At 62.1% G+C, this 18,144-nt stretch carries 18 protein-coding genes; 3 read left to right on the forward strand and 15 right to left on the reverse strand.

What is annotated here, in order from left to right:
• Positions 1–20: 20 nt before the first annotated feature.
• Both hfq and hflX read left to right on the forward strand, forming a co-directional pair.
• Entirely contained in the window at positions 21–503 is a 483-nt protein-coding gene (hfq, locus tag AC0KVN_RS07805; RefSeq protein ID WP_004212587.1) for an RNA chaperone Hfq, read from the forward strand.
• Positions 504–578: 75 nt separating this feature from the next.
• The gene (hflX, locus tag AC0KVN_RS07810) at positions 579–1,910 is read left to right on the forward strand and encodes a GTPase HflX (protein ID WP_483656044.1); all 1,332 of its coding nucleotides are present in this window, start codon (positions 579–581) and stop codon (positions 1,908–1,910) included.
• Positions 1,911–2,009: 99 nt separating this feature from the next.
• Here hflX and AC0KVN_RS07815 read toward each other — a convergent pair whose 3' ends face one another.
• From AC0KVN_RS07815 to AC0KVN_RS07860, 10 genes are all read right to left on the reverse strand, one after another.
• Complete coding sequence (locus tag AC0KVN_RS07815; protein ID WP_435566593.1) at positions 2,010–2,915, reverse strand: 5'-methylthioadenosine/S-adenosylhomocysteine nucleosidase; 906 nt, start codon at positions 2,913–2,915, stop codon at positions 2,010–2,012.
• Positions 2,912–4,243: an NCS2 family permease gene (locus AC0KVN_RS07820; RefSeq protein WP_435566594.1), complete on the reverse strand. Its 1,332-nt coding sequence runs from the start codon at positions 4,241–4,243 to the stop codon at positions 2,912–2,914. The genes AC0KVN_RS07815 and AC0KVN_RS07820 overlap by 4 nt, the downstream gene beginning before the upstream one ends.
• Before the next feature lie 124 nt (positions 4,244–4,367).
• A complete protein-coding gene (locus AC0KVN_RS07825) occupies positions 4,368–4,871 on the reverse strand; it encodes a GNAT family N-acetyltransferase (RefSeq protein WP_435566595.1) in 504 nt (167 codons plus the stop codon).
• Entirely contained in the window at positions 4,844–5,614 is a 771-nt protein-coding gene (mazG, locus tag AC0KVN_RS07830; protein ID WP_037506884.1) for a nucleoside triphosphate pyrophosphohydrolase, read from the reverse strand. Before mazG ends, AC0KVN_RS07825 begins: the two co-directional genes overlap by 28 nt.
• A gap of 135 nt (positions 5,615–5,749) precedes the next feature.
• Entirely contained in the window at positions 5,750–7,495 is a 1,746-nt protein-coding gene (locus tag AC0KVN_RS07835; RefSeq protein ID WP_159366297.1) for an ABC transporter ATP-binding protein, read from the reverse strand.
• Positions 7,492–8,454 carry a hypothetical protein gene (locus tag AC0KVN_RS07840; RefSeq protein WP_435566596.1) on the reverse strand — a complete coding sequence of 321 codons (963 nt, stop codon included), beginning with the start codon at positions 8,452–8,454 and terminating at the stop codon, positions 7,492–7,494. The genes AC0KVN_RS07835 and AC0KVN_RS07840 overlap by 4 nt, the downstream gene beginning before the upstream one ends.
• A 1-nt stretch (position 8,455) precedes the next feature.
• On the reverse strand, positions 8,456–10,345 hold the full coding sequence (locus AC0KVN_RS07845; RefSeq protein ID WP_435566597.1) for an asparagine synthase-related protein: 1,890 nt from the start codon (positions 10,343–10,345) through the stop codon (positions 8,456–8,458).
• Positions 10,342–10,776: a lasso peptide biosynthesis B2 protein gene (locus AC0KVN_RS07850; RefSeq protein ID WP_435566598.1), complete on the reverse strand. Its 435-nt coding sequence runs from the start codon at positions 10,774–10,776 to the stop codon at positions 10,342–10,344. The genes AC0KVN_RS07845 and AC0KVN_RS07850 overlap by 4 nt, the downstream gene beginning before the upstream one ends.
• Positions 10,760–11,059, reverse strand: a complete 300-nt coding sequence (locus AC0KVN_RS07855) for a PqqD family protein (RefSeq protein ID WP_435566599.1) — start codon at positions 11,057–11,059, stop codon at positions 10,760–10,762. The genes AC0KVN_RS07850 and AC0KVN_RS07855 overlap by 17 nt, the downstream gene beginning before the upstream one ends.
• Positions 11,060–11,131: 72 nt before the next feature.
• Complete coding sequence (locus tag AC0KVN_RS07860) at positions 11,132–11,272, reverse strand: lasso RiPP family leader peptide-containing protein (RefSeq protein WP_004212599.1); 141 nt, start codon at positions 11,270–11,272, stop codon at positions 11,132–11,134.
• A gap of 167 nt (positions 11,273–11,439) precedes the next feature.
• On the opposite strand from AC0KVN_RS07860, the gene AC0KVN_RS07865 reads away from it, so the two are divergent.
• Positions 11,440–12,600 (forward strand): nucleotidyltransferase family protein, encoded by a 1,161-nt coding sequence (locus AC0KVN_RS07865; protein ID WP_234781549.1) that lies wholly within the window; start codon positions 11,440–11,442, stop codon positions 12,598–12,600.
• Positions 12,601–12,618: 18 nt separating this feature from the next.
• On the opposite strand, the gene AC0KVN_RS07870 is transcribed toward AC0KVN_RS07865, so the two are convergent.
• The 5 genes from AC0KVN_RS07870 to AC0KVN_RS07890 form a co-directional block, all read right to left on the reverse strand.
• The gene (locus AC0KVN_RS07870; RefSeq protein WP_318276784.1) at positions 12,619–13,233 is read right to left on the reverse strand and encodes a mannose-6-phosphate isomerase; all 615 of its coding nucleotides are present in this window, start codon (positions 13,231–13,233) and stop codon (positions 12,619–12,621) included.
• A 369-nt stretch (positions 13,234–13,602) separates the two neighbouring features.
• Positions 13,603–14,700 (reverse strand): acyltransferase family protein, encoded by a 1,098-nt coding sequence (locus AC0KVN_RS07875; RefSeq protein WP_435566600.1) that lies wholly within the window; start codon positions 14,698–14,700, stop codon positions 13,603–13,605.
• A complete protein-coding gene (locus AC0KVN_RS07880) occupies positions 14,697–15,968 on the reverse strand; it encodes a polysaccharide biosynthesis protein GumE (protein WP_435566601.1) in 1,272 nt (423 codons plus the stop codon). Before AC0KVN_RS07880 ends, AC0KVN_RS07875 begins: the two co-directional genes overlap by 4 nt.
• Positions 15,961–17,085 carry a GumK N-terminal domain-containing glycosyltransferase gene (locus tag AC0KVN_RS07885; protein ID WP_435566602.1) on the reverse strand — a complete coding sequence of 375 codons (1,125 nt, stop codon included), beginning with the start codon at positions 17,083–17,085 and terminating at the stop codon, positions 15,961–15,963. Before AC0KVN_RS07885 ends, AC0KVN_RS07880 begins: the two co-directional genes overlap by 8 nt.
• Entirely contained in the window at positions 17,082–18,104 is a 1,023-nt protein-coding gene (locus tag AC0KVN_RS07890; RefSeq protein ID WP_234893225.1) for a glycosyltransferase, read from the reverse strand. The genes AC0KVN_RS07885 and AC0KVN_RS07890 overlap by 4 nt, the downstream gene beginning before the upstream one ends.
• Positions 18,105–18,144 lie beyond the last annotated feature (40 nt).

Consider the following 18,144-nt stretch of genomic DNA (forward strand, 5'->3'; position numbering starts at 1 on the left):
ATAAAGGACTGGCAAAAACCATGGCCGACAAAGTGAACAACCTTCAGGATATTTTCCTCAACAGCCTGCGCAAGTCGAAGACCCCGGTGACCATGTTCCTGGTCAAGGGCGTGAAGCTGCAGGGCATAATCACCTGGTTCGACAATTTTTCCGTGCTGCTGCGCCGGGATGGTCAGTCGCAGCTGGTCTATAAGCATGCCATTTCGACGGTCATGCCGGCCCAGACGATGGACCTGACCGATCTGCGCAAGGCCAGTGACGGCAATGGCAAGCCGCGCCTGCTGCAGGAAATCTTCCTGAGCGCCGTGCGCAAGTCGGGCAGCCCGGTGACCATGTTCCTGGTCAACGGCGTGATGCTCCAGGGCGAAATCGCCGCCTTCGACCTGTTCTGCATGCTGCTCGAACGCGACGGCATGGTGCAGTTGGTCTACAAGCACGCCATTTCGACCGTGCAACCGCTCCATTCGCTCGACCTGTCGGGCGAGAACGAGCAGGACGACTGATCGTCCACGCCGCATTCGGTCTTCCCGCCGATCCGCGCGGGTAGACCGGAGCGCGGCCAGATGCTCTAAGCTGACATGGCCATATTCAATCGCGACTCCGAGGACGAAGTGGCGCGCGGTGCGCGTGCCGTCGTCGTGCATGCCGAAACCCATGGCGGCGACCGCCGCGACAGCGATGCCCGGCTGGAGGAGGCCCGTGGCCTGGCGCTTGCGATCGGCATCGATGTGCGCGCCGCCCAGAGCTTCCGCGTCCGCGACCGCAAGCCCGCCACCCTGTTCGGCAGCGGCCAGGTCGACCAGATCGCCACGCTGGTGAACCAGGAAGAAGCCGAACTGGTCATCGTCGACAATGCGCTGACCCCGGTGCAGCAGAGCAATCTGGAAAAGGGGACCGGCGCCAAGGTGATCGACCGGACCGGACTGATCCTGGAGATTTTCGGCGAGCGCGCGGCCACCAATGAAGGGCGGCTGCAGGTCGAACTCGCCCATCTCGACTATCAGGCCGGCCGCCTGGTGCGCAGTTGGACCCATCTTGAGCGCCAGCGCGGCGGCTTCGGCTTCCTGGGCGGTCCGGGCGAAACCCAGATCGAGGCGGACAGGCGCATGATCCGCGACCGCATGGCCAAGATCCGGCGCGAACTGGATCAGGTCACCAAGACGCGCGGCCTGCATCGCGCCCGGCGCCAACGTGCGCCCTGGCCGGTGATCGCGCTGGTCGGCTATACCAATGCCGGCAAGTCGACGCTGTTCAACCGCCTGACCGGCGCCGAGGTGATGGCCGAGGATCTGCTGTTCGCCACGCTCGACCCGACGATGCGGCAGATCGTGCTGCCGGGGCTGGACAAAGCGATCCTGTCCGACACGGTGGGGTTCGTCTCCGACCTGCCGACCCAGTTGATCGCGGCCTTCCGCGCGACGCTGGAGGAAGTGCTGTCGGCTGATATCATCGTCCATGTCCGCGACATCGCCCATCCCGATACCGAGGCGCAGCGCGACGACGTGCTGGACGTGCTGAGCGAACTGGGCGTCGCCGGCGAAGGGGCGCTGGAACGCGGCGATGGCGAGGCCGATCTGCCGCCGATCATCGAGGCGTGGAACAAGCTGGACCTGCTCGACACAGAGAGTGCCACGCAGGCGCGCGAGATTGCGGCACGGCATGATGATGTCGTTATCATCTCTGCCTTGACCGGCGAGGGTGTCGAGGGGCTGCAGCGGGCGATCAGCAGCCGGCTGACCCGTGGCGCACGGGTTCACAGCCTGCGTCTGCCGATCGCCGATGGGGCTGCCCTCGCCTGGCTACACGAGCATGGCGAGGTACTGGCAACGCGGCCGAGCGAAGCGGAGATGCAGGTGGATGTCCGCCTGTCCGACTCCGGCCTCGCCCGCTTCCTCAAGCGCGATCGTTAGAGCAAATTCCGATCCGACTGCGTCAGATCGGTTGCTCTAAGTTTTTGGTTTAACGCGTTTTCCGAGTCATCAGGTGATTCTACCTGATTAGAAAACGCTCTAATCGGGCAGTCGCGCCACGAAATCCTGCACGACGCGGGCCGAATTGGCCGAGGCGAGCGCCATGAACACGCTCATCTGGTTCTGCTCCGCATCGCCGCCGGCGAGATCCGAGAGGCTACGGAAGGCGAGGAAGGGCACGCGGTTGGCATAAGCCACCTGCGCCACCGCTGCGCTTTCCATGTCCAGCACCTGCGCCTGGAACGTCGCGAACAGATATTGGCGATAGGCGGCATTGTCCATGAAGGCGGGGCCGCTGATGCCGCGCCCGCCGACATGCAGGCTGGGCTGGTGCGGCAGGCATTTTGCAGCGGCCGCATCGGCGCAGCGGGCCAGGCTTTCCGAGGATGACAGGGCGCGGGCGATGGCGAGCAAAGCGGGATCGGCCGGGAAGGCGCGGTGCCAGCTCTTGGCCTCGGCTTCATTGCCGACCTCGACATCTCGGGGGAAGATCATGCCATAATTGGGCAGGTCGTTCCCCGGCGTACGGAAGATCGGCGCATAGCCGCCCGGCGCCTCGCGCGCGATCGTGCTTTCCATGAACTGGCCCCAGTCGGCCGCGACCACGACATCGCCGATATGCAGCGACGGATCGATGCCGCCGGCAATGCCGGAAAAGAGAATGCGCTTCACCGCGAAGCGATCGACCAGCCACTGGGTGGTCATGGCGGCGTTGACCATGCTGACGCCGCTTTCGACCAGCAGCACCGGCTTGCCGGCCATCTGGCCAAGCGTCACCGGCACGCCGTTGACGCGCACGGTCCGCGGCTGCTCGATCCGGCCGACGAGTGCGGCATGTTCGGGCGGGAAGGCGGTCATGATCGCGGTGCGCGGCTGCTCGTCCAACTTCTGGGCGAGGGCAGGGGTGGCGGTCAGCAGGCCGACCAGGGCGAGAAGCAATTTCATGCGGCGGCAACCCAGGCAAAGCGGATGACGATCAAGATGGCGAGCAGGAAGAGCAGCCAGTCGGCGCGGCTCATCTTGCCGCGCAGCAGCTTCAGGATCGCATGGGCGACAATGCCGAAGGCGATGCCGTTGGCAATCGAGAAGGTGAGGGGGATGAGCGCGAGGGTGAGGAAGGCGGGAACGGCCTCGAACGGCTCTTCCCAACTGACCTCGACCAGCGGCGCCATCATCAGGCTGCCGACCAGGATCAGCGCTGGCGCCGTCGCATAGAGCGGCACCAGGCCGGCATAGGGCGCAGCGAAGATGGTGAGCAGGAAGAGGAGGCCGGTGACGATGGCGGTAAGGCCTGTACGACCGCCGGCTGCGACGCCGGCTGCGCTTTCGACATAGGAGGTGACGGTGCTGGTGCCCGCCGTCGCGCCGACCATGGTGGCGGCCGCGTCGGCGATCAGGATGCGGTTGAGATTGGGCACGCTACCATCGGGGCGAGCGAGGCCGGCGCGCTTGGTCACCGCCATCAGCGTGCCAAGATTGTCGAACAGGTCGACGAACAGGAAGACGAAGATGATTTCCAGCACGCCGATGCCATGGCTGCCGGCGAAGACTGCACCAAGATCGAGATGAAAGGCGGTGCTGCCAAGCGCCGAGACGTCATAGGGCGTCGGCGTGAAATGCAGCGCGCCAACCACCCAGCCGAGCAGGGTAGTGGCAACGATGCCGATCAGGATCGCGCCGCGCACCTGGCGGATCGACAGGCCCGCGATCAGCGTCAGGCCGAACAGGGTGAGCAGCACCGGCGCCGATCGAAGGTCGCCGAGCGCGACCGAGGTGGCGCTATTGGACACGACGATGCCGGCATTGCGCAGGCCGATGAAGGCGATGAAGAGGCCGATGCCGCCGGCGACAGCAGCCAGCAGATGGGGCGGGATGGCGGCCAGGATCATCTGGCGGATGCCCGCCAGGGTCAGCGCCAGAAAGGCGACGCCCGAGAGGAAGACGCAGCCGAGCGCGACCGGCCAGGGAATGCCCAGGCCCAGCACGACCGAATAGGTGAAATAGGCGTTGAGGCCCATGCCCGGCGCCAGTGCGAGCGGCACGTTCGCGACCATCCCCATCAGGATGCTGGCAAAGGCAGCGGCGAAACAGGTTGCGGCGGCCACGCCGACCAGCGGCATGCCGGCCTCGCCCAGGATCGCCGGGTTGACCAGCACGATATAGGCCATGGTCAGGAAGGTGGTGATGCCCGCGACGATTTCCGTGCGCACATTGCTGCCGCGCGCGGCTATCTGGAAATGGTTTTCCAGCCAGGATGAGAGGGAAGCGGTCATCGCGCGCAACCGGGCAGGAAAAGGGAAGGGGCCATGGCCGGCCCGGACAGCGAAGTTGACACCAGATACCCCCTATGCGCGATGGTCGCGATTGCGCGCCCTATGCCGCTGCGCACGCGCCGCGTCAAAGGTAACGATGCATCACAAATGTGTCGACCAGCCCCAGCGTTGGATGGGCAAAGGCATCGGGCACGCGGCCGACAATGGCAAAGCCCATCGCCTGCCACAGCGCGACCGCGCGGCAGTTGGAGGAAACCACGAAATTATATTGCATCGCGCTGAAACCGAGATCGCGGGCCAGATCGAAGGAGGCCGCGCACATGCGCCGGGCAACGCCGCGTCCGATTGCGTGACCCGCAGTGACATAGCCGGCATTGGCGACATGACGGCCGCCGCCCGGCTGGTTGGCGCGGACGTAGAAGATGCCGAGCAGGGCGCCATCCTCCTCGACGACGCGGACGGTGCGGTCCGGGGACAGCCACAGGGCAAGGGCATCTTCGCGGCCGATCGCGCGATCGACCGCCAGGGTTTCGCCAGCGCGCAGCACGGGTTTCAGGATATCCCAGATCGCATCATGATCCGCCGGCGTGACCGGCCTGATTATTCCGCCTGCTTCGCCTGTTGCCATAGCGCTTCCTTCTCGTCGAGCGACAGGCCCACGAACGCATCGCCGGCGATCGCCTCCATCTGACGGAAACGACGATCGAACTTGGCATTTCCGCCACGCAGCGCGACTTCGGGATCAATCTTGAGATGGCGTGCGAGGTTCACGACGGCAAAGAGCAGGTCGCCGACCTCTTCTTCCCGATGGGCATGGCTGGTCGCGCTGGCGACCTCGTCCAGTTCCTCATGGATCTTGGCGATCGCGCCCTGGGCATCGGGCCAGTCAAAGCCGGTGCGGGCAGCCCGCTTCTGCAATTTTTCGGCGCGCAGCAGCGCCGGAAGCGCCTGCGCGACGCCAGCCATGGCGCTCGGATCGGGGATCTTGTCGGCGCGTTCGGCCGCCTTGATGCTTTCCCATTGGGCATGGCCATCCTCGCGCCGGGCGCCTTCACCAAAGACATGGGGATGACGCCGGATCATCTTGGCTGCGATGCTGTCGATCACGTCCTGCAGGCGGAAATGGCCGGCCTGTTCGGCGATGCGGCTGTGAAACACGACCTGCAGCAGCAAATCGCCCAGTTCATCGCGCAGGTCCGTCATGTCGTTACGCTCGATCGCGTCTGCCACTTCATAGGCTTCCTCGATCGTGTAGGGGGCGATGCTCGCGAAATCCTGTTCGATGTCCCAGGGGCAGCCGGTGTCCGGATCGCGCAGCCGCGCCATGACATCGGCGATCGGCATGATATCGGCGGGACTGGCTTTGGACATGGGAACCTTCGCATTGGCTGCTGATGGGCCTGCGGATAGGCGTTTGCCGGATACAAGGCCACCCCCGATGTCGAACGGAGCGCCGATAGGCGGATATGGTGCCCATGGGGACGCGCATTGGAGCCTGTGGGAGGGTTATTCCGCTGCGGCGACGACATCCTCGTCCTTGACCGCATTGTTCGTCCGGACCTGCACGACCCGACCCCGGTCAAGATGAACGATGATGTCGGCAAGTGCGACGAGCGATGCCGTATGGGCTATGGCCAATATGGTGATATGGCCCCGCAAACCGGCAATCGCGGTTTCGATCTTGGTCTGTGCGTCCATATCGAGGGCACTTGTCGCCTCGTCCAGGATCAGCAGTCTGGGATGACGCAGCAGAGCGCGCGCGAGGGCGATGCGCTGCCTTTCCCCGCCGGATAGACGGCTGCCACGATCGCCGACCACGGTATCGAGCCCTTGGGGCAAGGCGCCGACGAACTGCCGGGCGTTGGCGGCATCAAGGGCGTTCCACAACTCCTCATCGCTCGCATCCGCCTTGCCGATGCGCAAATTGGTTGCGATGCTGTCATGCAACAGGAAGACGTCCTGGGGCATATAGGCGATCTGGGACCGCCATTGCCGATCATCCTGGGCAAGGTTGACACCGTCGACCAGAATTTGGCCCTCGCTGGGATCGAGCAGCCCCATCAGCATGTCCGCTATGGTGCTCTTGCCTGCACCCGAAGGCCCGACCAGGGCAATGATCTTGCCGGCGGGCAATTCCAGATCGAGGTTCGCGATCGTCGGCGTGTCCGCGCCGTGATGGGTGATGGATACGCGATCGAAGCGGACATGCCGGGTCAGGAGCGGCATTTGAACGCGCTCCGGCCCGGCGGTGCGGTTCTGCTCTGCCGTGAAGATGCGCAGGAGCCTGGCGACATTCTCATAGCCTGGCAGGCAGAGGAGCAGTTGCTGGAGCGTGCTTTGCAGGGCGTTGAAGCGCGGCGCGAGGCGCATGAACAACAGCAGCATCGTCATCAGCTGCGGCAGGGGCAGCGCGATGACGGCATAGGCCACATAGACGAACAGGGCTGCGGCCGCACCGCTTGCCAACTGGAACAGGGCGGTGCTGTTGGATGTCAGCCGGGCGAACTCGACAGTGCCGACGCGCAGCGTTTCCAGCAACCGATCCAAGCGTTGGAGATAATAGGGTTCGCTGTTGAAAGCCTTGGCGATCTTCATGCCGGTGATGAATTCGAACGCGACATATTGCCGTTCCTGCAGGGAATTCGACATGGATTGGGCATGGCGGGCGATCTTCCGGCGCACCGGGTACAGGCCGAACAGGGTCGCTGCGCCAACGGTCATGGCGAACAAGGTCATCTGCCAGGATATCAGCGTGGACAGCAGGCCATAGAGCGTCAGCCAGATGATATTCTGGCCAAATGACATGAGGCTGAAGACCGCGACCTGGATGCGATCGACATCGTTACTGAGCGCATGGTTGAGATCGGAGCCGCGCATGTTCGCGACCAGCGACCAGCGACCATAGCCGATGGCCGTGAACAGGCGCATGCGGATGTCGTCTACCGCCTGCTGCATCGTCCGGGTCATGAGGAGGAGGCGGCGGCGCGACACCAAAGCCTGAAAGACCATGAGGCACAGCATCGCCGTCAGCAACCAGCCGAGCGATATGCTGCCGATCCAGGGGAGTTGAATGCTGCTCTGGGCCGCACCATGATTGGTGCCGATCAGTTTCAGCAACGGGATCATCGCCAGCAGCGAGCAGCTTTCCAGAATGCTGCCGATCAGGATCAGCAACAGGATGATGGACACTTGCCGCCGATAGCCGCCAAGGGAAAAGCGCGCGAATTCGCTGATCTGGCGGAACTGGCTCACCTATGGTCCTCGCAGTCGGCGCGGACGAGTTCGACTGTCTCTTCCAGTCGATTGAGGGCATGCGGGACGTGCAGCGTTGCCACCTGGACGCAACGGGCCAGGGCAGCGCAGCCCTGCATGTGACGGGCCTCGTCGGCGGGCGAGAGCGCTGCCTTCCCGAAACGGGTTATGTAGGAGTAGCGCAGGATCGCCGACAGGGCCTGGGTTCCGGCAAGCCGGGTGAGGCCGGGCTGATCCCCCACGCGGTCGAGAACATAGAGGCGTTCGGGTTGAAGCTGATCATGGCGGAAATCGCCCATCAAACGATGCTGGCGTTTGGAAAAGCCGGGATAGACCAATGGCAATGGCTGTGCTTCAGTCAGTTGCATGGCGTCTGCGGCCTCTTCCGCGAGCTTGAGCTGGCCATAGGCGGGCAGGATTTCGAGTGTGCCGTCCGGGTTCTCGCGGATCGCCAGGAGGTCGTCCGTCAGCAGACGATGGCCCGCCCGGAGGAAGGCTGCGGCGGTGGTGGATTTGCCCGCCAGCTTATCGCCGACGAAGATGACGCCATGCCCGTCGAGGTCGATCGCGCTGGCGTGGAGCGTGATGTAGCCGCGCATGTGCAACGCCAGCGCCATGATCGGCCCCAGCAGAGGAAAGGGGAGGTAGGTCACCGGCGTATCGGGATAGGGCTGAATCTCGATGAGGTCGGGGCCATGGAACTGGAAGGCCGCCACATCGGGCCATGCCAGGAAATGCGTCCCGTCCGTGCGGAACTGCGTGATCACGCCCTCATCGCGCGACGGCAAGGGCAGGTCGCGGCTGTAGATGATGCGGATGTCGGGCACAGATCCCGCCGGGGCGATCGTCAGTTCCGGCAGCGGAACATCCGATTCGATCGTCAGCCCAAAGGCACGATAAAGGGACGAGGCCTTGCTGGCGGGGGCAAGGGCGGGCTGAGGCGTTGGGCCCATCTTCATGTCATCCTCCTGCATGTACGATGTGAAATTTGGCTCTCGGAGCAGCGGGCCGGGATCGTCTTGCAAGCCAGCGGCCCAGGCTTGCGACCCGGTAGGCAGCGAATAAGGGGGCGGCATCATTGGCCATGGACTGATCGAACTGCGTGATGGCCGCGCGGGCGACATCAATGTCGACAAATGGCGCCAACATGTCAGCCTGCGCATCCAGCATCGTCAGCAAGGATGCCCGGTGACGCGCCATGCCTGTTCCCAACTGGCCGGCAAAATTGAACTTGTCGCGCCGCAGCCGGACCTGCTCTGGCAACAGGCCTGCCATGGCGTTCCGCAGGGATGCGCGCGGATAGCCATTGTCGAGCTTGGCATGGGCCGGGAGCGATACGCAGAATTCGACGAGACGGCGATCATAGAATGGGAAGCACAGGCGCACTCCGGCTGCAGCGGCCGAACGATCGAGCACTTCAAACGCATAGGGTTGTTGTGGCGATGTCAGGGTTGACAGGTGGCGCTGCTGCTCGGTCTGATAGGCCGAGCGGCTGGGCATTGTCGCTGCGCGGCGCAAACCTATGTCCGTACGACGGACGAGGTCTGGTGCGACGAGCGCGGTCGTGAAATTCGGTGAGGTGCGGGGCGGATGTGCATGGTGGACGATGCGCCGCCAATTCTGCCGGAATCGCCGTATCGTCGCGATATGATCGAAATGGGGGGACGCTGCCTGCCAGGTCGAACAGCGGAGAATATGGGCCAAGCCATGTGCTTCGCGCAACAAGGTGGCCCAGCGCCGTTCCATGGCCAGTTCGTTCAGCCGCCCAAACCCGTGGGAAACGACTTCATCGCCGCCATGTCCGTCCAGAAGGCGGGGAAGCCCCAGTTGCCGGGCCCTGTGATAGAGGCGTCGCGAACTGCCCAGATTGTAGGCGAGACAGGGGCCGTCCTGTTCAGTCAGGATCATGTCCAGTTCCTGCAGCGGATCCTGATGCTCAGTGGGCAGGAAATGAGGGGTAAAACGCCCTGCTTGCAGAATGGCTTCTATGTGCGGGCCATCCGTCCAGTTGGGACTTGTGTCGAACGTCATGGACAGGCTTGGCACGGGCGGTCCCGCCGCCTCCGCCCGCAAGCGCGATGCCATCATGGCGATGGACGAGGAGTCCAGCCCTCCGCTGAGCAGCACGCCGGCTTGTTCGCTGATCCGACACGAGACCGCTTGTTCGAACAAATGGCGGAACTGCTCGGCGGTTTCCTCATCCTTGGGCGGCTGGGATGCCGCCAGATGCCAATAACGGCTGATGGTGAGTTCGTCGCGCGTGACCAGAATGACGTACCCTGGCGGCAGACGCCGGATTTCGCGATAGAGCGTCGTCTGGGCATCGCCGACTATGCCGGCGACAAAATCTGCTGCACCAACTTCGTCGATGGCGGATGAAATCTCCGAACTGAGCAGCGCGCCAATCGTTGTCGCGGCCATGAACAGCCTGGGCGAAGCATGATAGTAGAACGGGCGGACGCCGAAATGGTCACGAGCGCCAAATAATGTCTGTGTCGCTTCGTCCCAGAGCACAAAGGCGAAGTCGCCCAGCAACATGGAGGCGCAGTCTGCGCCATAGCGCTCGTACAGCGCGGCTATCAGGCTCGCTTCAGGGAGGGCCGGGCGGGGAGGAAGGCCGAGCCGTGCCTCGATTTCCGCGCGATTGTCGAGCCGGACATCAGCGGCCACAATAAGGCCCGGACGCCGCTTCTCATGGTCCAACGCCTCCATGCCAGCCCCGGCAAGAATCGTCGGGCCGCTATCGATCGCGCAACGGACCCCGCGTGATACCAGGGAGGCGATGCCTTCGCCGGGCCAATGCCGTGCCGGCCGGCCATCGCGGTGGAACAGGCCGGCAAAAGCATTCATTGCCGGACCAGCCCGTCCAGGTCCGCCAGGACATTGAAGCCGGCCAAGTCCTGTCGTCTGCCGCCAATAATGGGCCTTGCACGATGGTCGAGCAGCCAGGCATGGGCCTGGAAGCTGCCATCTTCGGAGCGGCGTACACCGATCCGGATCCAGCTTTCATGTCCCATCCAGGCGAGCAACGTCCGTGTGGCCACGGCCTGAGTCAGGCACGTGGCGCCCGGAACAAGTCGTGAGACGATGCTGACAGCGCGGGCGACCTGGCGCACCCAGAGCGGATTGCGCTGGCCAGTGGATTGCGGCAGCCATTCGCACAGGCGCGCATAGCTGGTGAGGCTGAGGGCAAGGCGGACAGCCAATACCAGAGGCAGTGCGACCGGCAGCAGCAGTGCCAGAAGCAGGCCTGCCAGAGTGCGATCAGGACGCCGGCGCATGCTGGACGCTGATCAATGTGAACTGAGACAGGTTGCTTAGCAGGCTCTCCAGATCCTTGCGACACTGTTCCGGTCGGACATCGAAGCGTTGCTCGATATTGTCCTGCAACGCACCGACACTGGTGGAGGTCGCGATCGTTTCCCAGACATGGACGCCGACGCGATTGAGCGCGAAATAGCGGCTGGAGGTCAGGTCCAGCAAAACTCTCTCATTGTCCAGGTCGCAAAACACGATGTTGGGATCTGCTGCCACGATTGTCGCGGATGGCCAGGCGATCGTCATCTTTCTTCCCCGCTTCCAAGGGCCTTGCAGGAGAATGGACGCCCCCTCTGTCCGAGAAAGGCGTCCACCCTGTCAGGAGAACGTGAGCTCGCCGCGCGGCGTACCGTCCGGGAAGGTCGCGTCCAGGCTTTCGCCATAGGACGTGCCCTGCGTCAGCGATTCGAACGAGCCGAGTTCGACGAGCTCGGGCGATTCATAAGACTCCTTTTCCATACTCAACTCCTCATCATCTGCTGAACCATTCAGCGGATATAAATTGATCTTAAGTAAATGTTTAAGTCAAATTCCAATCCATCCGCGGTAACACCTATAGGTATAAACACATATCGCCATGATTTAACTTTGTAGGGCAATGTTTTGCATAAGCTAACATTCAAGGTGTGACTGATGTGTTGTTAGATCCCTCCCGCAAGGCACGGAAAATCGTGGATATCGTGAGGTGCCATGTGGCCCTGTCCGTTCCGCAGATGATCGTTAGCCCCCCTTCTCCGGCGATCGACGCGGACGATTGGGCGGACATCATAATGGTTGGGAAATCCTGTAAACTTCTGCTGCACCTTGGTGCCGGGCTCCGCGCCGCTGGGCAGGATATTCCGGACGCCTTCTCGCGCGAGGAAGATAGGTTCAGGAAGTTGACGCTCGCGATGAACGGCGTGAACATCGCTACAATAACCAATATATCTAAAGCTCTAATCCATGATGATCTGCGATTTATAGTTTTCAAAGGCCCGCTTGCTCAGAGAAGAATTTATGGCGGATACTTTCATCGTCCCTCATCGGACGTCGATATCCTGATCGATCGCGGTGATCTGCGTCGCTGCACTGCGCTTCTCCAGGAGGCAGGTTATTTCCTGCCCGCGGAATGTGATCGTATCTGGTGGCGTGCCTTTCTGGGAGAGCAGCATTTCTTCTCGCGTTCGCCGAACCAGGCAACGGTCGACGTTCATCACCGGCTCCAGCAGCCGGGTTGTCCGCACCCCATGGACGTGGGCGCATTTCTGCGTGAGCCGGCGGATCAGGAACTGGGGCAGGTGAAGGTTCCCTGCATATCGCCAATCCACGAAATCCTGTTAGCAAGCCTGAGCTTCGTGAAGTCTCTGACCCAGCATTGCCACGCAGCGGCCTATCTTCTGGATTTCTGCGCCGCAATTGCCGGGCTCGATCATGCGGCCTTGGCGATTTTGCATCAACGGGCAACGGAGCAGAATATCGAGCATAGCCTGCGCATCACCTTGGCCTGTGCCGAAAGCATGTTCGGCTTGGAAGTACCGGAATTTGCGGAGCCACTGCCGATCTCGGACCTATTTGGCGCGGATTTGTCCCTGGCCGTCTTCACGCCCGATGATCCGTCCATTGCCTGGCCGCGCTTGCGGCATTTGCTGTGGCGGCTATGCGATGACCGGCGAGCCGGCCAGAAACTGGGAACATATATGTGGGTCGGTGGCAGCTTCCTGGCGTCCAAGGCAGCGCGCAAGATACCGGGATGGCCGAAGGAAGATCCCACCATTATCCATGTTGCGCCTGTTGCCGCATCGGGCTGATCGCTCCGCAAAAAAGCATTACACCGTTGCGAACAGATAGTCGGTGTCACTGGCCGCGCGGATCAGGGGAGTGGGTTGGGTCAGCAACCAGCACTCCCCCGCCCGCCAGGTCAGGCCATCGATGTCCCCGCGCCCCCGCAACGGAATGAACCAGGCGAGGCCGCTGTTGGTCACGTGCAGCGCGTCTCCGCCCTGCATATGTGCCAGTCGCAAACCGAAAGGCCCATCATCTAGCAGGACGCCGCTGCAGCCAAGTGGACGATGCAGGGCAACGGCAGGGCGCTGCTCGGTTTGCAGATCTCCGGCGGTCGCCTTCGTCTCAAGGTCGCGAGTGCGGTCATGTCCATCGCGATTGCAGGTCAGGTCGATATTCTGCTGCACTTCGACAAGAGATATGCCGGCGCCAATCGCATATATGGTGCCAGCCGGCACGAAATAGAAATCGCCGGCGCGAGCCGGCCGCCAATCGATGAACTGCGCCCATGCTTCAATTTCCGCCGCATGGTGCTGCAGCGGCTGTTTCAGCGGAACGATCGTGCCGATGCCGATCATCGATGCAGGCTCCGCCTCGAGGATGTACCAGCATTCTTCCTGGCCGGTGGATTCGCGGTGGGCGTGAATATGGGTCGACAATCTAACGCTGGTATAGATGTACCTAACCTGTAGCGGGGGCCTGGTTCCAGACGGAGATCCAAACCACAATTCGCCGATGCGCTTGCCCAATTTGTCGACAGGGTGGTTAGGGACGACGTCCTTTCCCCAGATCTTTTCCACGAAATTTGGCTGAAGCTTAATACTTGGCATCGGGCATGCCTTGCGTTGTACCTTTTCGCAGGGCGGTCGATTGCCTCCGAGGTCTCATGCTCGTCTCCCGCAAGGAATGAGTTCATGAGAGTGATTGATTGGCAGCGGATTGAAATCCGTTCGAACACCTAATCGACTGGCAGGATTGCGCAAGACAAGCTTGTCCATTCTTCCAGTTGGCCGCGCCTGTTTGACTGGTCAGGAAGAAGGGCTTTCTGCCGCTAACGGCAACGGTCGTGTCGCGGCATGGCCGTTCAGGGCATCGGTCAGCTTGCGACGGACCCAATTGCCGACGGGGCGTTCAAACATCTCGTTAGACAGGCCGGCGACGGCCAAGGACAAGATTGTCGCGATCAGGATCTGCATGGGCATGCTGATGCCCCATGCAAGCCCGGCGAGGCGAACCAATTGAAGGATGGGCATGTGGAGCAGATAGAGCGAGAAGCTATATGCACCCAGTCGGCGCATCAACGGATTGCCCCATAGCATGTCGTTGAACGGATGACGGATTGCTGTGCCCAGAATGACCAAGGCGCAGGCAACGATCTTCAAAGGGTCTGCATAGTAGATGATGTGTTTCGGATCGTTGGTCACGGGCGGGAATACCCATGCGCTGACTGAAGCAGGGGGTGCGATGAGGACCCAGATAAAGGCCGCGGTGAACAGCAGCAGCGGCGGGAATAATCGCGTCATGCGGTCTTCCGGGATCTGTCGGACCAGTACTGCGCAGAGAATTCCGGTCATGAAGATGTGCATCTTAGCCAGGGCAAAGATGCCCGGCAGCCAAGGGCTCGCTGCATAGCAGCCTGCCACGATCAGCCCGATCAGCACATATAGCCAGCCGCGTAGCGGTTGCTTCGCATGGGTGGCCGCCCAGATCGCCGGGAAGAGAAAGTAGAATTGGAACTCCGGCCCGATCGACCAGAAGACCGATACGGTACTGGTGAATGTTCCCTGCCGGACCAGTTCGATCAGTCCGATCGGATAGATGAAATCGGCGTAGACGAAGCGATAGATCAGGAAGGATAGCAGCGAGACACAGGCGTAGAGCGGCACGATGCGGGCTATGCGCGCCGCAGCGTAGGATGCCAACGCATCTCGGTCGGGCGATCTGGGGAGGTAGAGATGGCCCATGAGAAAGCCGCTGAGCGTGAAGAACAGCAGGACGCCATAATCGCCGGCGCGCGGATGCAGAAGTTCGGGATAGCCGAACGTGCGGAAGTGGCAGAATACGACGAGCAGGGCAGCAAAGCCTCTGATGCCGTCGAGCGCCGGTATATGACGGCCAGGGCTCATGCGGCGTTTCCTTCCATGCGCGTCAGGCGTCCGCGGGCGTAACAGAAGCCGTAGACGACCCACATCAGGGCGGCTGTCTTGATTGACAGCAGTGAATTGCTGATGGGCAGGCAGAGTGCGAGGAAGAGCATAATGCCATGCTTTGCCATCCGGTTGCCGGGATCGCGGCCGAAGCTGCTGCAGGCGAGTGCCAACCAGAGCCCGATCGCGATCACCACGGATTGGGCCTGGACGAAATCGGCCCAGCCGGCGTCATCGAACCGGACCCGATCCGCGCGGATGCCCAACAACTGGTCAAGGTCCATCGATCGCAGCGCATCGAGCCCGACGCTGAGCCGTCCGGGAAGATTGTCTTGATGCTCCGCCAAAATTCCCAGCGCTTCGCCCCCGACCAATGCGACAAGCAGCAACGGCAGATAGGCGACGCTCCATTGATCCGGAACATAGGCGCTGATCGGCAAATAGAGGCAGAAGAGCAGGATCACGCTGAGCGCAAGCCTGCCATCGCACGTGACCAGCAGCACCGCCGTCGAAACCAGCATGAATAGCCGCGCGCCGTTCGACAGAGACCGCCACATGGCTGCCGTGAAGATGGTGCCGACGATCGCCCAGTTGCCGAGCGATACCGGCTCCAGAAACAGCGATGATCCGCGATGTAGGCCAAGGCCGTCGAGCAGCATGCGGCCGCCGGGACGTTCCGAACTGAGAAATAGGTCGCCACCGGCCCAGAAGGCATCTGCGTCATAGCCACGGGTCTGCACATAATAGTCGATCACGCGAAAGGTCGAACCAAAGCCGCCAGGGCTCGCCAGCTCCCACAGGCCGACCAACATGATCAGCAATTGCAACGACAACATTGTCTGACGCAGCAACACGCCTTCAATGCGGGTTCCAAGCAGAATGAAGGCCGGGATCAACAATATGTCGCCCAGGATCTTGGGTTCGAAATATCCCTTGATCGCGCTCGTCAGCAGCGCCGAAAGGACCATGATCCAAGTCAGCGCCAGCCACCGAAAACTATGTTGGACCGGTTGCATGGTCCCGACCAGCAGCGCGGTCAGAACGATGCTGCCCTGCGCGGCGGACACGATGCCGGCGGTCATCGGGAATAGATGCGCGTTGACCCAGGCCAGGGCCGGATTGAAGAGGACCGTGGCGACTAGCAGTCCAGCGGCGACATAGTTGACGAGCCTGTCATGGATCAGGCTGCGTCGATGCACCGCGTCGCGCCGCGCGCGAGCCGATAGAGAAAGGGCAATCTCAGCCAAGAGAAGCCTCGACGAGCCTGGCGGCAACATCGCTCCAATCCTTGCTCGCCACCGGGCTGCGGCCAGCGTTCAGCGCCCGATCAAAAGCCTCGACGATCTCCTGCGGATGATCAGGCCGATAGCCAAAGCGCAGGGCATGGTCGCCAACGGCGAAATCGGGGCAAACGGCGGGCAGGCCGATTGCCTTATATTGCAGGAGTTTGAGGCTGGAATCGGCGAGATAGGCGGCGGCAGCCGCGCGCTGATAGGCCGCGATCCCGACATCGGCATGCTGGAGATAGGGGAGCGTTTGCGCAAAAGGCATCTCGTCATGCTGGATCACATTGGTCGGAAAGACGCTCTTGGGCGATCCGATGGTGTGGAAGGTGAATTCCGGGCGTGCCAGCGCGAGGGTGCGGATCGCCCCGGCATCGAACAGCATCGATCCGACCGTGACCGCGTTGCGCTTGGTCGCGTAGGGACTGTCTGTTGCCTGATTAAGCAAAACAGTATCGACGCCATGCGGAATGAATAATTTGGGGCAGTTGAAGGCCTCGAAATGCGGGAGCATGGAGCGAGCGACGACCACGATCAGGTCGATATCGGCCTCCGATTGCCAAAGCATGTCTTCAATGCATTCAGGCACGCCGGCGGTGGATAGAAGATCCGTGGCCCGATAGACGATCCGCGCCGAGGGTGCGACGGCTCGGATGCGCTTCAGCAATGCCGGCGCAATGCCGGATTCGACGATGATGATGTCTGCCGCGCCTGCCGCTTCGTCCAGCGCGGTGCAGCGGTTTCTGGCCCATTTGCTGTAAAGCCAGGATTCCACCTTGCCTGAGACCGGCAACTTCACAGGGTGCCATGCACTGCGCCACAGATAGGCCTGCAGCCCGTCCACCTGTTCCCAGGCATTGGCGCGATCAAACAGATCGGCTCGGCTGTCACCACGCAGGCGCGACAGCCAGCTATAGCCGATCGACATGAAGGTCACCTGATGGCCCTGTTGCGCCATATGGCGCGCCACGAAATGCACGCTCGCGCGGCGCCGGGTCCGATAGTCATGGCGCGAGATGATGAGGACGCGGCGCCCTTCGGCGTGAACCGGGTTTGGCTTTGCGGCGGATTGTCCGATCATGAACGGGCCTCCGTGCTGGCAAGGATCTCGTCATAATAGTCTTCCAGGGCGGCTACGCGGTTGCGGAGGTCGAACTTGGCGGCCACATGGGACCGGCCGGCTCGGCCAAAATCGCCGCACAGGTCCGGCGCACCCAGAAGCGTTTGCAGATGGTCGGCAAAGTCGTGGCTGTTGCGCGATCGTGCGAGCAAGCCGGTCATGCCGGGTTTGATCGCTTCGCGCATCGGACCATCGTCAAATGCGATCACCGCCATGCCCATCGCTTGCGCTTCCATCAGCACGATGGGAAGCCCTTCGGAATCGCCGTTTGCCGCGCGCACACTCGGCATCGCGAAGATGCGGTGACGGGCCATGGCCGCGAAGACTTCCGCGCGAGATCGTGCGCCCAGGAAATGCGGCTGGATACCAAGCCGATGGGCCTGGGCGACCAGGGTGGGCATCAGGGGGCCGTCGCCGATGATGGTGAGCGGTTCGCTTCGAATGCGTTCGGGCAACTTCGCCCAGGCGTCCAGCAGGAAATTGACCCCCTTCTTCTCGACCAGACGGCCGACGAAGAGGGCGCCCCGGCGGCCATGGGCGGCGGGTGGCGGCGGCAGGCTGGACGTGTCGATACCCAGCGGAATGACGCGCAGCTTGTGGTCGGGATAACCTGCGTCGAGCAGGCACTGCTTGATCCACTGGGATACGCAGATGATGCCATGGGCGTAACGTAGAAGGAAGGGCTTGAGCATCAGATACCAAAGTCCCTCGGTGCGGCGCGCATGTTCGCGCGCGGTCACCGTTGCATCATAGCCATGGGCGGTGACGACCAGTGGGATGTTCCTTCGCGCGGCAAGGGACAGGATGTTCGCCCCATCCTGCAGGAAATGCGCGTGGATCAATCGCGTCGAGGGAGCCGACAGGACATCGCCGACATGGCGATATCGGCCGGTCAGTCGATTATAGACTTTTTCATATTTGCCCGCCTGGGCGCGATGCAACAGATGGGGAGTGTGACCGTTAATAGAGTATCCGTTCAATATGTTCTCAGTTATTATGATCGGATTATATCTATTAAGG

It is taken from the genome of Sphingobium sp. SG1, from assembly GCF_057063145.1.

Excerpts from the sequence above, each read along its gene's own strand:
- hfq (WP_004212587.1), top strand. The coding sequence starts at position 21 with ATGGCCGACAAAGTGAACAACCTTCAGGATATTTTCCTCAACAGCCTG.
- hflX (WP_483656044.1), top strand. The coding sequence starts at position 579 with ATGGCCATATTCAATCGCGACTCCGAGGACGAAGTGGCGCGCGGTGCG.
- AC0KVN_RS07815 (WP_435566593.1), bottom strand. The coding sequence starts at position 2,915 with ATGAAATTGCTTCTCGCCCTGGTCGGCCTGCTGACCGCCACCCCTGCC.
- AC0KVN_RS07820 (WP_435566594.1), bottom strand. The coding sequence starts at position 4,243 with ATGACCGCTTCCCTCTCATCCTGGCTGGAAAACCATTTCCAGATAGCC.
- AC0KVN_RS07825 (WP_435566595.1), bottom strand. The coding sequence starts at position 4,871 with ATGGCAACAGGCGAAGCAGGCGGAATAATCAGGCCGGTCACGCCGGCG.
- mazG (WP_037506884.1), bottom strand. The coding sequence starts at position 5,614 with ATGTCCAAAGCCAGTCCCGCCGATATCATGCCGATCGCCGATGTCATG.
- AC0KVN_RS07840 (WP_435566596.1), bottom strand. The coding sequence starts at position 8,454 with ATGAAGATGGGCCCAACGCCTCAGCCCGCCCTTGCCCCCGCCAGCAAG.
- AC0KVN_RS07845 (WP_435566597.1), bottom strand. The coding sequence starts at position 10,345 with ATGAATGCTTTTGCCGGCCTGTTCCACCGCGATGGCCGGCCGGCACGG.
- AC0KVN_RS07850 (WP_435566598.1), bottom strand. The coding sequence starts at position 10,776 with ATGCGCCGGCGTCCTGATCGCACTCTGGCAGGCCTGCTTCTGGCACTG.
- AC0KVN_RS07855 (WP_435566599.1), bottom strand. The coding sequence starts at position 11,059 with ATGACGATCGCCTGGCCATCCGCGACAATCGTGGCAGCAGATCCCAAC.
- AC0KVN_RS07860 (WP_004212599.1), bottom strand. The coding sequence starts at position 11,272 with ATGGAAAAGGAGTCTTATGAATCGCCCGAGCTCGTCGAACTCGGCTCG.
- AC0KVN_RS07875 (WP_435566600.1), bottom strand. The coding sequence starts at position 14,700 with ATGAGCCCTGGCCGTCATATACCGGCGCTCGACGGCATCAGAGGCTTT.
- AC0KVN_RS07885 (WP_435566602.1), bottom strand. The coding sequence starts at position 17,085 with ATGATCGGACAATCCGCCGCAAAGCCAAACCCGGTTCACGCCGAAGGG.